The organism is Psychroflexus halocasei, from assembly GCF_900107595.1.
In the GTDB taxonomy this organism is placed as follows: Bacteria; Bacteroidota; Bacteroidia; order Flavobacteriales; family Flavobacteriaceae; genus Psychroflexus; species Psychroflexus halocasei.
The window spans coordinates 1-15,836 of sequence record NZ_FNQF01000014.1; the positions used below are offsets into that span (position 1 = coordinate 1).

The following is a 15,836-nucleotide window of genomic DNA, read 5'->3' on the forward strand; positions in this document are numbered from 1 at the left end:
TACACTTATCTTTAGATTTTAAAACTCCAAGTATGGTGTATAAATTATCAGCCTAAAATAAATTTTAACCTGTAGCCATATTTCAGGACTAGACATTTGAGAAAAACACTTCTAATATTGATATTTGGTCTTTTGACTAACATTTTGGTTTCGCAAGAAATCCAGGCTAAATATGTTTATAAAAAAGAAAAAACAAAGCAAAAATCTGAAAGCGGAACTAAATGGAATTATGTAGATTCTGATAGTTTAGTACTTTACGAAAACGGAACTTTTTATCGGACTAAATTTTATAACTATCACGAAATAATTTACTCGGAATTAAAAGGAGAATGGAAAATTCAAAACGACACTCTAATTCTGAATATAAAACTGGAGAAAGAAAGTAAATCGGACAAAAATTGGACGGAAATTAATTCGACCATAACTTACCGAATAAAAAAACGAAAAATAAAACCAATAAACGGATATGAATTCTGGGCGACTCGGAATTTAAAACGTGTGAAAAAATAAAAAACGATTTGCCAACACCGGCTATAGTTCATTGCTTCTGACTTTCCTCGCGGAAAGTCCTCGCAAATTTGCTATCTTCGGTTTACGGCGGAAAATCCTCGCGGATTTTCACGCAACGAAACCATAGCCAAAACCGTTGGCAACAATTTAACCAAACCGAAAAAAATGTACTTAACACATTCATTTGTAGCAGTAAAAAAAGGAGACCTTGATTATTTAATGTTTTACATTACAGAAGACTATGTTGAACAGCAAGTGAAATTAAAGGAACAGTTAAATCCCTTACTTGAAGATTTAGGAAGAAACCTTTTAGACAGAGGAGCAGTTGTTAAAGCATTCGATAGGGATTTAGATTCAGCTAATGAAGAGTTAACTGAAAAATTTGACCAAGATTTCACAAGAGAAATCATAATTTCATTTGACCATCAAATGGAAAAACCGGGATTGTTAATTTTAAACTCTGATATAGAAAATTTTGACCCAAAAAATCACAAATGGATTTATGTTTCGTTTCGAGAATTTTTGGACGAATATGGAGGAGTGAAAATTTATAAACTAAAAGAGATGTTTGATATATTAACATCTGCAATAAAAGAAAACAAAGATTTATTTAAAGAAGCTGAAAATCACTTAAAAAAAGAGAAAGCAATAAGTGCTCATAAAATGGTTGAGTTAAAACCAGGCATTTTTGGAATTTCACTTGACTTAAAAGAAACGTTTAACTTTTTTAATCAATTAAGAAATAAATAATAACAGACTACGATTTTAAAAAAAATACGAGCGTTGTATTTAGTTAAAACTTGTATAAATAGTGTGGCAACTTGTATAAATAGTGTGGCGTGACATATTTAGAAAAAATCATCAAAGAAAAAGGTTCTATTCTCTCAAGTGAACTGCTTGAATCCCTTACAAATAAAGAGAAAGGCATTTCAAAAGAAGCTGCAAGAAAACGTCTTTCTCGTATAAGCAAAGATGTTTACAGAGTTAAAGGATTATTTGCTGACGGACAAATTCTTTTTTTTGACAAAGAAATTTATGGCACTGAAGAGTACTATTCTGGGTTATCAAGAGCATTCAGAAAAGCAGGCAAACAATATAATATTATACTGCAATCATTGGACTTTCATTATGGACAATTAAAACTTGCCCACTTACCTGCTTATTCTGTTAATCCAATTTTAGATTTAAAAGGACACATTACTTTTAATACAGCTTTAGAAAAGCTATTACGTCTAAAATTAATCCACGCAGACGAAGAATTTGTGACCGTTTCAAGTTTAATTACTGACAATAATCCAAATTACAAAAGAGCAAAAGGTATTGAAGTAGCTAAAAACTTTCTTTTAATTCAGTTTAACGATTGGTCAAGAAAAATAGGTTTAGTTTCATATAATAGTTCAAAATTTCATAGTGAATTTGGTAAATATCAATTTAACTTTGTTTCACCTTCTTATATAGGTTCTCTTCCAAAAATCAACAATCAAAAAATTATTCCAGCATTTGTCGTTGCAGATATTCTAATAGGAAATACCGTTAACGAAAGTCAAATTGAGTTTTTCATAAACAAAGTTAAAGCCTTAAAATTTCAAAGAAATTTAGCAAAATTTATTCCTTTTTTAATAGTTGAATCAATTGATACAAAAGCTTTAAACACATTAAAATCTCAAGGAATAGTAATAGGTTTTGTTAATGAATTATTTGGAGACAAATATAAAGACCTGCTTAATTCGCTTATTGGATTGGTTACTAATGCTGGTGCTATTTTAAAGAAAAACCCAGAAGCATATTTAGACTTAATTAGTAAGTTAAATAAGTTAGTAGATGGCAAAACAAATAATTTAAGAGGAGATTTATTTGAATTAGCTGTTGGTTATTACCAAGGTCAAATTTGCCAAACAATTGATATTGGAAAAATCATTAATCACGATGGATTGCAACGTGAAATAGATGTTTTTGGTTTACTTCCAAATAAGTTGTTTATTTCAGAATGTAAAGGATACAATCATAAAGTTCCTTTAGATGAAGTAGAAACTTGGTTAACTCAAAAAGTTCCTGTAATCAGAAAATGGATTCTCGACCAACCTTCTATTTCTGACAGAGAATTAGTATTCGAATTTTGGTCAACTGGTGGTTTTACTGAAGATGCAATAAAATTCCTTGAAAGAAGAAAAAGTAGTACTACTAAATACGGAATTGCATTTTATAATCTTGATGAAATGATTGTTAAATCAAAAGAAATTAAATCGAAAAAATTCACAGAAATATTAAGAGAATATTACATTAAAGAAATATAAAAACTGTTGCCAACAACGTGTATAAAACATAGCTATTATAGGCTTTCCGAGAGGTTTTTGTATATTTACAAAGTACGCCAAATTTTTTATTTGGTTATATTTATAAAAGAAAATTAAACATAAAAATAAAAAATTCGGCTCGTGCTAAATCCGAAAAGTTAGCGTTTATTTATACGCTACGTTTCATACACAAGACCGTTACCCTTTATTATAGAGAAAATCCGCTAAGTGTTCGTTATTCGAGAACTTTTTGTATATTTGTGAGATAATTGAGCAAATGAAACGAATAATTGCAAAAAGTACACTTCGGGAATATTGGGAAAAACACGCTGATTCCGAACAGTATTTGAAAACTTGGTATGATACAGCTAAAAGTGCCAAATGGTTTTCGCCAAATGATGTTAAACAAACTTATATCAATGCAAGTATTCTTAAAGATAGTCGTGTAGTTTTCAATATTAAAGGGAATTCATACAGACTGATTGTAAAGTTCAATTACGAAAAGCAATGGGCATTTATTCGATTTATCGGCACACACGCTGAATATGATAAAATAGATGCAAACACTATTTAAAAATAAAACTATGAACGTTAAACCAATTAAATCTGATAAAGATTATCGAAACGCACTAAAGCGTTTGGAAGTGATTTTCGATGCGCCAATTGACTCAAAAGATGGTGACGAAGCGGAAATACTTTCATTGCTTATCGAAAATTACGAGGACGAACATTATCCAATTGAAGCACCTGACCCAATCGAAGCAATAAAAATCCGAATGGAAGAATTAAATATGAGACAAAAGGATTTAGTTGGAATTATTGGTGGTAAAAGTCGAGTATCTGAAATTCTGAACCGAAAAAAAAGATTGACTGTCGATATGATAAGAGAATTGGAACGAATACTTCAAATCTCAGCGTCAGTTTTAGTAAATAACTATCAACTTGTGAAAAAATAACAAAGGGTAACAACGTATATAGCTCATAGCTAGTCAGTTGCTTAATCGAAGTTAAGGCATATTTGGAAAGTCTCCAAATTTTTAAATTTGACGACTTTCCAATAAAAAGATAAATAGTAAAATTTAAAAATTTGGCTTGTGCTTAATCCGAAAATAATTTCATAATTTGCACGCTACGAGCCATATACAAGACCGTTGCACGCAATTTAAGCTAAGTTTTTTCAATAAAAATCCTCTACTCTATTTTTGAATTTATAATTCTTAATTTAAAACGGAAAATCATACGCTAAAGAATTGAATTTAGAGCTTCTCAAAGGTTTTTTGAACTTTCGAATAATAACGAGCTTGACAAAATGTCGGAATTAAGAATCGCTACGAAAAATGAATTTAGAGCTAGCCAATGGATTTTCAACTTTAGATTTAAGACAAGCTTGCCGAAATTAATGAAATAAAAATCACAACGGAGAAATGACCTATGAGCAGCCAAACGGAATTTGAATTTAGACAAGCTTCTGGCTTAAGAAACAGAATCTGATCAAATCTCACTCTGCCGAAAAAATTTGAAATTTTTTGAGGATTTTTAAGGTTTGAATAAGAATAAAACTAATAGCTAAATCGAAAAGAAAAAAACTGCGTGCAACAATGCATATACTTAATACTTGGGTTCGATAATGAAAAAATAAGTTTGAGTATTTTTATAAAAGTCTGTAAATTGAAAACGAAATAAAAGCTAATTAAGGTCGCACTAAGCATATGCTAGACCGTTGGGCTTCATACTGACAAAAAATCGAACTAAATCATATTTTTTGTACATTTGATTAAAAGAAATTTTAAAATGGATATTCGAACAACAAAACTTGAACTGCTCAAAACGATTTTGGAGACTGAAAATACTGATTTCATACAAAAGGTAGCTGACTTTGTGAAAAAAGAAAAAGTAGATTTTTGGGACGAATTGTCTTTATCTGAACAATCTGAAATAAAACAAGGTATTGAGGAATTGGATAAAGGGAAAAGGGTTTCCTACGAGTCATTCCTAAAGAAAATTTCTTAATGAAAGTATTCTTATCCGAACTTGCCGAATCAAAACTTCTAAAGCTATCCGAATATTTATTAGAAGAGTGGAACTTAAAAACTCGTGACAAGTTTATCTCAAAACTAAACGATAAAATTAAACAAATATCAAATCAACCTGATAGTTGTCCAAAATCATCGGAATTTAAAAATCTTTATAAATGTGTTGTAACAAAGCAAACGACATTTTTCTATAGAATAATAGCTGAACGAAAAGAAATAGAAATAATTACGATTTTTGACACACGACAAAATCCTGATAAGTTAAAAAAAGACATCGATTAAAAAGTACGAAAGCCCAACAAAGAACTGAGGTAAAAACCAACTTTTTTCTACCTTAAATTTGAGACATAATTAGCCTGTACTAAAATCTATTCAAATAGATTTTAGCTGTAATATTTACTTCTATTTTATATCTATCCTTTTGCTAGAATAGATACATAATTTTCATCATAAGGCAATCCTGATTTAGCAATAGCGAAGGCTTGTTTTAAAAGCTTATTGACCACTGCAATCAACGCCAGTTTCTTGCTTTTACCCTTTGCCACGATTCGCTCATAGATTTCCCTACAACCCTTATTGTGCTTACAAGCGTTGAAAGCACATAAAAATAATAGATTTCGAAGCTTCTTATTGCCCACTTTACTAATCCTACTTCTACCCCTAACACTACTGCCTGATTCCCGTATCGTTGGGGTGGTTCCTACGTAACTACAAAGCTGCGAAGCCTTCTCAAACTTGGCAAACCCATCGGTAACTACCACTAAAAACAAGGCGGTTTTGATTCCGATTCCAGGTATGCTCGTTAGCAAGGTTAGTTGCTGTTGCTGTTCTTGTTTGACAAGCTCCAGTAAGCGAGCTTCAATTCCCTTGACCTCTTATCCAAATGTTTGAGATTACGCTTTAAAGACCTGTAAACATACTTAGAGGGAATACCTAGAACTTCCTCGCCGTGAAGTTTATTCTTTGTGGCGGTTCGCTTCTTTAGGTAACTATCCAGAAGTCGAAAAAGCTGAAGACATTCTGCCTGTACATCATTAAGTGCATTATAAAGCGCCACTTCAGTAGATAACCCATAATCACAAATAGCCTTGGCATCGCTCTTATCGGTCTTTATTTTTGATAATTTCATCTGAATAAAACGCTTGACTGACAAAGGATTTACTACCGATACCGGTATACCGTTTTTGTAAAGAAACTGTGCAAGTCGATAATGGTAATACCCGGTGGCTTCCATCACTACCAAAGTGTCTACTGCTAGTGTGCTGACAAATAATTTAAATCCTGAAGAATCATTCTTAAATTGAGAATGACCTCCTTCACTGCCATAAACATCAAAAACATCTTTACTGATATCAACTCCAAAAGTTTCTTTATATTTATCCATAAGAACTGATTTTATGAAAGAGCATACTACCGTGATCACAACAACTTGAAAACGAGGTCTAAAGCCTCAAAGAACTGAACGTGATTAAAGTAGTTAAAGAGAGGGGATTATCAATGTTGTCGAAGTCTAACGCTTCACCGTATATCATAACCTTAATCCTCTCTTTGTTCTTTCTGATTTATACTATAAAATTAATGAGAAACAAACTTAAGCCGTGTATAATTAATGGCTAGTTCTCGCCTACTTACGAAAATCCTCGCGGATTTTCTATTCAGTAATTATTTGCTAAATTAGGTGCTTATACACGCCACTAATCATACACAAAACCGTTGTAAAACATACCCAAAAACCCTCGAATTTCGAATTAAACTTTTGAAATATTTTGAAAACAGTAACTTTTAAGTTACCTTTGTCGGAATGGAAAAAGTTAGGCAAGTAATACAATACAAAAATTATTTCGAGGAGTTTCTACTTGCTCAACCGAAAAAGGTTCAGGACAAAATATTTAAGGTGATTGAAATAATCGAAACTTATCAGCACGTGCCGAAAACGTATTTGGCACCAATGAAAACTCACAAAGGTTTATTTGAGGCTCGAATAAAATTAGGTTCGAATATTTGGCGAGTTTTTTGCTTCTTCGATAAAGGTAAATTAGTTATACTCTTGAACGGATTTACTAAAAAGACACAGAAAACACCGAAAAAAGAAATCGACAAAGCTGTTCGATTAATGAAAGAGTATTACGAAGAAAAAAACAAAGGCAATGGAAACTAAAAGTTGGAAAGACATAAAAGACACAGTTTACGGAAAAAAAGGAACTGAACGCAGAGACGAACTCGACAGAGATTTTGAATCGTTTAAAATCGGTTTGCTTTTACGAAATGCACGTGAGGAAAAAAATCTGACTCAAGAACAACTTGGCGAATTGATTGACAAAAAACGAACTTACATTTCTCGTGTGGAAAATAATGGCAGTAATCTGACTTTAAAAACCTTATTTGACATCGTAGAAAAAGGACTTGGTGGAAAAGTTAACATTTCAATCGAAGTCTGATATAAAGTACGATTTTACAACACCGTGTATAATTAATTGCTTGGTTCGTGCTTACTTACGAAAATCCTCGCGGATTTTCTATTCGGTTTTTATTTGCTAAATTAAGTGCTTAACCACGCAACTAACCATACACAAAACCGTTAGGCGCAATGTCAGTCGAAAGTTTTGCGCTTATCATAAAATAAAAGTTTTATGATAAGTTTCCTATTTTTTTGGATGGTTCGGCTGATTGAATATCGGGGTGAAAAAAGGAATTCAATTTTTTAGAATTTTAGGTGATTTTGTCTTTCAAAATAAACTGATTTCACTCTTGCCAAAAAACTGTTCCAACTGAATAATTTGCGCTCGCCAAAATTCTGTTTCAAAGGATTTCTCAGCGGATCGGAAAAATTGTTTCCGGAGAAAACTCACAACGCTGAATAAATTCAACAAAAAAATATGTGGGATTTTTACAAATAATAAGGAAAAAAACGGAAAAACTAACTCAAAGATTAGTCGGAAAATAACAATTCGGCTGAATTTGTAGAAAGTTGGCAACGCAAAAGCAGAACGCAGATAGTTTTAAAAAAAATTGCTCTACACTTCAAAAACCGAAAAAAACAAAGCGCCTAACAAAGAACTGAGGTAAAAACCAACTTTTTTCTACCTTAAATTTGAGACATAATTAGCCTGTACTAAAATCTATTCAAATAGATCTTAGCTGTAATATTTACTTCTATTTTATATCTATCCTTTTGCTAGAATAGATACATAATTTTCATCATAAGGCAATCCTGATTTAGCAATAGCGAAGGCTTGTTTTAAAAGCTTATTGACCACTGCAATCAACGCCAGTTTCTTGCTTTTACCCATCGCCACGATTCGCTCATAGATTTCCCTACAACCCTTATTGTGCTTACAAGCGTTGAAAGCACATAAAAATAATAGATTTCGAAGCTTCTTATTGCCCACTTTACTAATCCTACTTCTACCCCTAACACTACTGCCTGATTCCCGTATCGTTGGGGTGGTTCCTACGTAACTACAAAGCTGCGAAGCCTTCTCAAACTTGGCAAACCCATCGGTAACTACCACTAAAAACAAGGCGGTTTTGATTCCGATTCTAGGTATGCTCGTTAGCAAGGTTAGTTGCTGTTGCTGTTCTTGTTTGACAAGCTCCAGTAAGCGAGCTTCAATTCCCTTGACCTCTTATCCAAATGTTTGAGATTACGCTTTAAAGACCTGTAAACATACTTAGAGGGAATACCTAGAACTTCCTCGCCGTGAAGTTTATTCTTTGTGGCGGTTCGCTTCTTTAGGTAACTATCCAGAAGTCGAAAAAGCTGAAGACATTCTGCCTGTACATCATTAAGTGCATTATAAAGCGCCACTTCAGTAGATAACCCATAATCACAAATAGCCTTGGCATCGCTCTTATCGGTCTTTATTTTTGATAATTTCATCTGAATAAAACGCTTGACTGACAAAGGATTTACTACCGATACCGGTATACCGTTTTTGTAAAGAAACTGTGCAAGTCGATAATGGTAATACCCGGTGGCTTCCATCACTACCAAAGTGTCTACTGCTAGTGTGCTGACAAATAATTTAAATCCTGAAGAATCATTCTTAAATTGAGAATAACCTCCTTCACTGCTATAAACATCAAAAACATCTTTACTGATATCAACTCCAAAAGTTTCTTTATATTTATCCATAAGAACTGGTTTTATGAAAGAGCATACTACCGTGATCACAACAACTTGAAAACGAGGTCTAAAGCCTCACAGAACTGAACGTGATTAAAGTAGTTAAAGAGAGGGGATTATCAATGTTGTCGAAGTCTAACGCTTCACCGTATATCATAACCTTAATCCTCTCTTTGTTCTTTCTGATTTATACTATAAAATTAATGAGAAACAAACTTAAGCCGTATATAACAAATAGCTAAGACGTTTCTAAACCGAAAATTTTGTTATATTTGGCAAGTCGCCAATTTTTTTATTTGGCGTTTTAGAAATTTAAGGTAAAAACTTAAACAAAAAAATCGGCTCGTGGCACAACCGAAAAATTTGCTCTTTTCTGCACGCTACTTGTCATATACACACACGTTGGCAAATATTTGAAAAAACTTGCATCAAATGAATAGCGAAGCTTTATTAAATAAAAAAGAGGCTTTTATTTTACGTTTCGGAGAAGAAGTAGATGATGTTAAAAGGCAAGTTCACTATCAGAGCGTGATTAATATGACTGACGCACTCCTGAATATAAAAAACAAAAGAGAGAGTGATTTATACAAGCAAAAAATTTATGAATACTTCGAGGAAATATCAAATTATAGTTTACCTATTGATCAGCTTTCAAGTTTGAAACTATTCCGTGAATATTTACAAGAAATATCGCTTTACTTAATGAGTAAGGCAAATTTTAGATCTACTACAGATTTTCAAAGAGCAATCATATGGGGCATAATATTTGATCTTTTATTGTTTTTGATTTTTTCTTCCATTTTTGGTTATTTTTTACCAATTTTCACTTTATTTTTTGGACTAAAAGCGTACAGTGAGAACAAGACTGCTTTAAAAGAAAACAGATATTTTGGGAGACGGTATTAAAAAACATTTGCCAACACCAGCTATAATTCATTGCGGTTGAATTCCTTGGTGGAATTCAACACTATTTTACTATCTTTCGGCTACAACGGAAAGAATCCTGCGGATTTTTCCGCAACGAAATTATAGCCCAACCGTTACCCAACATTTGATGACTGAATTCAATCCACCAATTTCAGAAAGAGAAACGGAAGAGCTAATTGAAATTGCTCATTCCTCAACTGAACATTGGAAATTAGATGCAATTAATCAAGCAAAAAAAGAATTGATAAGGCGTAATGTAACCCAAAAAGAACAGAATGAAGTAATTGAAAAATGGAAAAAAGAAGCTGATGAATACTTCAAAAATGAAGCAGATAGGCTAGAAAAAAATAAAACCGAAAGTTATTCAACGTGGGAAATGATTTTAATTTTCATAATCGGATCTTTAAAATTCTTTCGATGGTATGATGATGTATTTACTTTAAGAAAAGAGAATTATTATTTGAAATTTAAGCAACGAATTATAATTCTGACTTTAGGTTTCATTTCTTGGTTCATATTTATTTACACATCCTTTCATAGCTATGAACAAAAACGCCTCGAAGAAATTGAAAAAATTGATATATCTGACTGGAAAAAGAAACACGGATATGAATAAAAAACTTTGGGTAACACCGTATATAATTTATTGCTAGTTCTAGCCTACTTACGAAAATCCTTGCGGATTTTCTATTCGGTTTTTATTTGCTAAATTAGGTGCTTAAAACACGCAACAAACCATATACAATACCGTTACACGCAAGCTAAAAAAAAGAGCTTCTTCCCTATTTTAAGTTTTGAGTTTTAACGAAAAAATTTTTGCGGAAATTAAACTAAATTGAAAATGGAAATTTTTAAACTAACTCGAAGAATAAACCTTTAGAATCAAGTCTGGCAAAAGAAATCGTCAGAATTGAAAATCACTCTGGAAATAGGAATTGAGTTTTGATCAGCCAAACGGAATTGTATTCTTAGACTAAAGACAAGCTCGCCAAAATGTTGGAATTTGAAAATCACAACGGAAAAATTATTCTGAAAATTGGAAAGTCATTTAAGAATTGGAAAATCAGAATAAATCATAAGATGAAAACTCACGACGACGAAAAAATAGATTCTTAGAGACTTTAGAAATAAAATTCAAGAGCTGAAATTCTTTTTAATTCTATGAATCAAGCCTGCGTGTAACAATGCATATACTTAATGCTTGGGTCAGTTATTAAAAAATAAGTTTGAGTATATTTATAAAAGTCTGTAACTTGAAAACGAAATAAAAGCTAATTAAGGTCGCACTAAGTATATGCGACACCGTTGTGGTGCATTAGAAAAAAACTTTACGAATGAAAAAATGGCTTTTCGGAATTTCAATTTTTTTGAATATTATTTTCATTCTTATTTTTGTGTGGAATAGCATTCACAGTCATTCTAACGAAATTGGTCGTTTAGAAAAGGATATTGAAATTGGATACTTTAATTCTGATAATGCAATCTTCAAAATTCCAAAAGGCTTAACCGTTAAAAATGTCTCGGAGCGAGGTTTGGGAGCAATTGGACAATTTGAAAATGAAAGATTTTCTATCGTAATAACTTCGAATGATGCGAGTTTAGTAAATTACGATTTGCCAAAAGAAAGTTTAAATTTATTTAGCAACTTCTACTCTGCCGAAATACCGCAGAATTATTTGCAGAATGGAATTCCTCAAGGAAATTTTGTTTATGAATTATATTTTGCAGAATTTGGTGGACGAATGAAAAACGCAGAATGCAAAATTGAGATTGACGGAAATAAGATAATTATCGAACAAAACGAGAATACTAATCTGACTGGCGGAACTGAAATTTTTAGCGGATTGATATTAAAACATAAAAGCGGAAAATGGATTTTAGGAGAAAATGAAGAAGATAAAAATGCTGAAGAAATTGGTGGATGCACAGAAATTCCGATAATAGATTTTAAGACCAAAATTATAGAATGGTGCTGAAGAAATAACGCACCACAACAACGTATATAGCTCATAGCTTGTTAGTTGCTTAATCGAAGTTAAGGTATATTTGCTAGTCCGCCAAATTTTTTAATTTGGCTTATTGAGAAAAAGATAATAAGAAAAATTAAAAAATTCGGCTCGTGCTTCATCCGAAAATAATTTTATAATTTGCACGCTACGAGCCATATACAGAGACGTTGTGGTTAATTTTACACTATAACCACCAGTAATTAAATAAATAAAACTATGAAACAAAAACTATTAAGGAATTCATTTTGGAAATTTCATTTCACACTTTTCTGTTCTCTATTGTGTTTAACTTCTTGCCAGAAAGATGACGGTTATGTTGAAACTGAAAAAACCGAAAAATCTATCTTTTTGAATCAGCCGACTGAAAAAATAGTTAGCTGGAAAACATTTCAACAAAATTCAAAGCTTATTAACAAAATCAATGAGGTAAAATCTGTAACAAAAGAAAGTTCAATCAGCTTACAACGGGGTGTGTACAGTGAAGCGTACGACTTTACAATTGATACATCTTACGCTAATTATATTGAATTTGAAAATTACCACTCATTCACTTTTCCTGTTTACAGGAACTATGATTCAGAATCAATTGAGAATCTGGTGCTAAGCTTGCAAGACGACGGTAGCTACAAAGCAATATTGATGGCTTATGAGTTAAGTGAAAGCGATATTGAAAAAATACAGACCGGGGAATATGTTAATTTGGAACATAAAATCTCTAGCTCGGTAATAAATTTAAATTTTATGAATATTTCAACAGACCAACAATTGGACTGTGAGTTGGAAGATGTTCAGGTATATGTAAAGTGTAGCTCTGGGAAACATCACCAAGGGAATTGGGCTAGCTGGGGCGAATGTACTGCTGACCAAAGACCAAGAATGTATATTACACAGCAACTTGACTGCAATGCGGGGGGAGGCTCTTCTGGAGGTGGTTCAACCGGTGGCGGTTCTACCGGAGGAGGTTCGGGAGACCCTTTTCCTGGAAATACTGGCGGTGATGGTTCGGGATCTGGATCGGGTACGGGAAATGATAACACTCAAGACCCCAATGAAAACCCAGAGAACGAAAACCCAGAGAACGAAGAACCAGAAGAATGCCTGGAGTTAACTGAAGGCAGTGGCTGTGCAAATGATATAACTAAACCAGTACTTAAGGTAAAAACTCAATTTGAAAAAGAATGTGAAGAATTACAAATTAATTCATCAGATACGACTTTCAAAGAAAGAATGAATAACCTAAAATCTGCTACCCTTGGAGATACTGAAAAATCATTTGGTATATACAACGGCAATTATGTAGATTCAACCTATCCAAATCCTTCTTGTGGAGCTGTTGTAGAAGGAGATGAACAAAATGCTGGGAATATACCTTTTCACACTTCTTTAAAAGCGATAGCGCATAATCACCTTAAAAACGCAACAGAAACAAGAAAACATATTGGTACGTTTTCACCTAACGATTTAATTGCCTTAAGTAATTTAGCAATAGATATTGAAGCAAACAACTCACCAGTCAAAAAACAAGAGATAGCTACATATTTAGTTTGTGACGAAGGCAATTATTCTTTGAAAATTAATGATATTTATAAGCTTTATAATTTTGCTTTAAAATATGGCACGGATAATGCTTTTAAAGATATTATAGATGAGTTTTATGAAAGAAACAATATAGCTCATGGAGAACCAAAAAATGACCAAAATATTGGCTTTTTGAAGTTATTAAAAAACTTTGATATAGGTGCAAATTTTTATGAAGCAGACAATAATTTTGAAAATTGGGAGAAATTAGAACTAAATTTGTCTGAAAATGATATAAATAAAAAATCTTGCTAAACACTAACATTATGAAACATACAATATTTACATTTATTTTTTTAGTATTCTCTTTTTCTAATGCTCAAACTATAATAGACTTATCTCAAGAATCCTTTGACGGTGATACAGAAAACGGAGCATATTATCATAAAGATATTAATGACTATATGCAACCCTATATAGGTACATGGCAATATATAGATGATAATACTGAATTTAGAATTACTCTGACAAAGGTTGAGATGTATCATGTAACGTTTCCTGAATATAATATTGATTATTATAAAGACGGTTTAAGGATTCAATATCAAAAATATGAAAATGGTATACTAACCTACAATTCAATTGTTAGACAAAACCCTACCGGAATTATCAAAGAATATGGTAAGTTAAGAATGTCATTTACCGATTATGAAAGAAATAATGAGAGTTTTCCTTTAGATTTAACATTAATTCCTAATGGAAATAACGAATATAATTTAAAATTTATCCTTGATAGTTTTGAGCGCAGAAATACTTATCACGATGAACATCCAAATGAACCTTATTTTAGTGTACCTAATAATATTGAGATGACAAAAATGTAAAAAAACTAACCACAACATAGACTATACACAATGCGGGTTTTTGTACTGAAATAAAATTTTAGTATCTTTTCTGACTTTAGGCTAATCGAAAGGAAATCGTACTTTTAGCCCGCACTATGTATAGCCACGACCGTTGTGCTTAATTAAATGAAGTATCTAAGTTTTAATTCAAAGAAATCTTTAAACCAAGAAAAACTGGTATTTGACGAGCCTCTCTTGCTTATATTTTTTGAAATTTTTCATTATTTTATTCTAACTATTGGACCTGTAATTTTCGGAATAGCTTTTTTCTATGTGCAATTAAATTTTAGAAATCCTGTTCTTTTTCCTTTTTCAATTGTGACTCTGATACTAAGTTTTTTGATTACACTTTTTATTTTTTTTCAAATTAAAAAGTCCAATACCTTCAGGAAAATTAAGGGGAAAGAAAATAGAAAAGAGAATATGAATTTGATTGAAAATATTTGCAATAAAAATGATTGGAAAATTTTACATACAGACAATCATTCACACGTAATTTTAATAGAGAAATTAAAATTGGCTTATCATAATGGGAGAGAATTATACATTCTTTACAAGGATGACAAAATTTATATAAGGTGTTTGACTTATGCAATGCACGATATGAAAAATCCTTTTCATTGGAATAGTCAAAGGAAAACAGAAAATATGTTTATTGAAAAACTGATATAAAAACTAAGCACAACAATGCATATCGCTCATTGCGGAGTTTGTGCTGAAGTTAGGGTTTGGGATTTTCTAGAAGTTAAAATCTAAAATTGAAAAATAATCGCTAATTTTCCCGCAACGAAGCGTTATGCGGAACCGTTGTGCGTCATTTGAGAAAACCGAAAATGCTAAAGATATTTAAGAAAAATTTGAAATCTGAATATAAGGAAAGACTTACCAAAGCTTTTCCGAAAGAATTGCACTCGGACTTAAATGAAGTGATTAAAATTCTGCCACTTGAAAATTCCAAAATTGAACTTTCAGACGGAAAAACTCACGAATTAGACAATCTTATTCATCCAACTGAACATAACGCTGTCGTTAATAATGAAACTCTGATAATTCCATATAGATTATATTTTAACGAGCCGAATCCAGAATTAGAAAACAAATTGACTATCAGACAAAAAGATATATTAAATTGTATTTATTTAAGACATCATAATGGATAATTAAGAGAAAGAAGATTAAGACAATTATCGGAAAAAACAGAAAAATGGACTATTCCTTTTATTGTTCAAATAATTGGAGAATACGTTTACGAACTTTTACCAATAATTGACAAAAAAGTTAACGAAAACACCTTGAATTTATTTAATGAATTTCGATTTGAGAATCTCGAATACTGGCAGAAAACTGAAAGTCGAATGATTAGTTATTGGGATGTTTATCACAGAAATAAATCGCCTAAACTAAAAGAATATTTAGGATTTAAGTACACGACAAAAATTGAATTAGATTAAGGTCATATTTATTAGTTCCTGATAACAAGCATTTTGAGATATAGTCTAATCCATATCTGAAGA

Annotated in this window: 16 protein-coding genes and 2 pseudogenes; 16 read left to right on the forward strand and 2 right to left on the reverse strand. The window is 31.9% G+C overall.

The genetic code is table 11. The annotated features are described in order from the left end of the window. Window positions 1-132: 132 nt before the first annotated feature. The 7 genes from BLV84_RS11710 to BLV84_RS11740 all read left to right on the forward strand — a co-directional run bounded on the left by BLV84_RS11710 (window position 133) and on the right by BLV84_RS11740 (window position 5,119). Window positions 133-510, forward strand: a complete 378-nt coding sequence (locus BLV84_RS11710; protein WP_143521363.1) for a hypothetical protein — start codon at window positions 133-135, stop codon at window positions 508-510. A gap of 165 nt (window positions 511-675) precedes the next feature. Then, window positions 676-1,260, forward strand: coding sequence for a hypothetical protein (locus tag BLV84_RS11715; protein WP_093245856.1), 585 nt, complete (start codon window positions 676-678; stop codon window positions 1,258-1,260). Window positions 1,261-1,349: 89 nt separating this feature from the next. Further along, the gene (locus BLV84_RS11720) at window positions 1,350-2,804 is read left to right on the forward strand and encodes a hypothetical protein (protein WP_093245858.1); all 1,455 of its coding nucleotides are present in this window, start codon (window positions 1,350-1,352) and stop codon (window positions 2,802-2,804) included. A gap of 277 nt (window positions 2,805-3,081) precedes the next feature. Further along, window positions 3,082-3,378, forward strand: coding sequence for a type II toxin-antitoxin system HigB family toxin (locus BLV84_RS11725; RefSeq protein WP_093245860.1), 297 nt, complete (start codon window positions 3,082-3,084; stop codon window positions 3,376-3,378). Window positions 3,379-3,388: 10 nt separating this feature from the next. After that, window positions 3,389-3,760 (forward strand): helix-turn-helix domain-containing protein, encoded by a 372-nt coding sequence (locus tag BLV84_RS11730; protein ID WP_093245880.1) that lies wholly within the window; start codon window positions 3,389-3,391, stop codon window positions 3,758-3,760. A gap of 835 nt (window positions 3,761-4,595) precedes the next feature. Continuing rightward, window positions 4,596-4,814 carry a hypothetical protein gene (locus BLV84_RS11735; RefSeq protein ID WP_093245862.1) on the forward strand — a complete coding sequence of 73 codons (219 nt, stop codon included), beginning with the start codon at window positions 4,596-4,598 and terminating at the stop codon, window positions 4,812-4,814. Beyond that, window positions 4,814-5,119, forward strand: coding sequence for a type II toxin-antitoxin system RelE/ParE family toxin (locus BLV84_RS11740; protein ID WP_093245864.1), 306 nt, complete (start codon window positions 4,814-4,816; stop codon window positions 5,117-5,119). The genes BLV84_RS11735 and BLV84_RS11740 overlap by 1 nt, the downstream gene beginning before the upstream one ends. Window positions 5,120-5,250: 131 nt before the next feature. Here the strand turns inward: BLV84_RS11740 and BLV84_RS11745 are convergent. After that, window positions 5,251-6,221: pseudogene (locus BLV84_RS11745) on the reverse strand (IS110 family transposase). A gap of 417 nt (window positions 6,222-6,638) precedes the next feature. Between BLV84_RS11745 and BLV84_RS11750 the strand changes: the two are divergent. Both BLV84_RS11750 and BLV84_RS11755 read left to right on the forward strand, forming a co-directional pair. Then, window positions 6,639-6,995: a type II toxin-antitoxin system RelE/ParE family toxin gene (locus BLV84_RS11750; RefSeq protein WP_042247318.1), complete on the forward strand. Its 357-nt coding sequence runs from the start codon at window positions 6,639-6,641 to the stop codon at window positions 6,993-6,995. Continuing rightward, complete coding sequence (locus tag BLV84_RS11755; protein WP_042247315.1) at window positions 6,985-7,275, forward strand: helix-turn-helix domain-containing protein; 291 nt, start codon at window positions 6,985-6,987, stop codon at window positions 7,273-7,275. The genes BLV84_RS11750 and BLV84_RS11755 overlap by 11 nt, the downstream gene beginning before the upstream one ends. A 726-nt stretch (window positions 7,276-8,001) precedes the next feature. Here the strand turns inward: BLV84_RS11755 and BLV84_RS11760 are convergent. Continuing rightward, window positions 8,002-8,972: pseudogene (locus BLV84_RS11760) on the reverse strand (IS110 family transposase). 423 nt (window positions 8,973-9,395) lie between these two features. Here BLV84_RS11760 and BLV84_RS11765 point away from each other — a divergent pair. From BLV84_RS11765 to BLV84_RS11795, 7 genes are all read left to right on the forward strand, one after another. Next, window positions 9,396-9,869: a hypothetical protein gene (locus BLV84_RS11765; RefSeq protein WP_093245866.1), complete on the forward strand. Its 474-nt coding sequence runs from the start codon at window positions 9,396-9,398 to the stop codon at window positions 9,867-9,869. Between the two features lie 148 nt (window positions 9,870-10,017). Beyond that, window positions 10,018-10,506: a hypothetical protein gene (locus BLV84_RS11770; protein WP_093245868.1), complete on the forward strand. Its 489-nt coding sequence runs from the start codon at window positions 10,018-10,020 to the stop codon at window positions 10,504-10,506. 718 nt (window positions 10,507-11,224) lie between these two features. After that, entirely contained in the window at window positions 11,225-11,866 is a 642-nt protein-coding gene (locus BLV84_RS11775) for a hypothetical protein (protein ID WP_093245870.1), read from the forward strand. A gap of 249 nt (window positions 11,867-12,115) precedes the next feature. After that, on the forward strand, window positions 12,116-13,732 hold the full coding sequence (locus BLV84_RS11780) for a hypothetical protein (protein ID WP_143521364.1): 1,617 nt from the start codon (window positions 12,116-12,118) through the stop codon (window positions 13,730-13,732). Window positions 13,733-13,743: 11 nt separating this feature from the next. Beyond that, window positions 13,744-14,301, forward strand: coding sequence for a DUF6705 family protein (locus BLV84_RS11785; RefSeq protein WP_143521365.1), 558 nt, complete (start codon window positions 13,744-13,746; stop codon window positions 14,299-14,301). Window positions 14,302-14,448: 147 nt separating this feature from the next. Further along, a complete protein-coding gene (locus BLV84_RS11790; RefSeq protein ID WP_093245876.1) occupies window positions 14,449-14,994 on the forward strand; it encodes a hypothetical protein in 546 nt (181 codons plus the stop codon). A gap of 161 nt (window positions 14,995-15,155) precedes the next feature. Beyond that, on the forward strand, window positions 15,156-15,482 hold the full coding sequence (locus tag BLV84_RS11795; RefSeq protein WP_093245878.1) for a hypothetical protein: 327 nt from the start codon (window positions 15,156-15,158) through the stop codon (window positions 15,480-15,482). Window positions 15,483-15,836 lie beyond the last annotated feature (354 nt).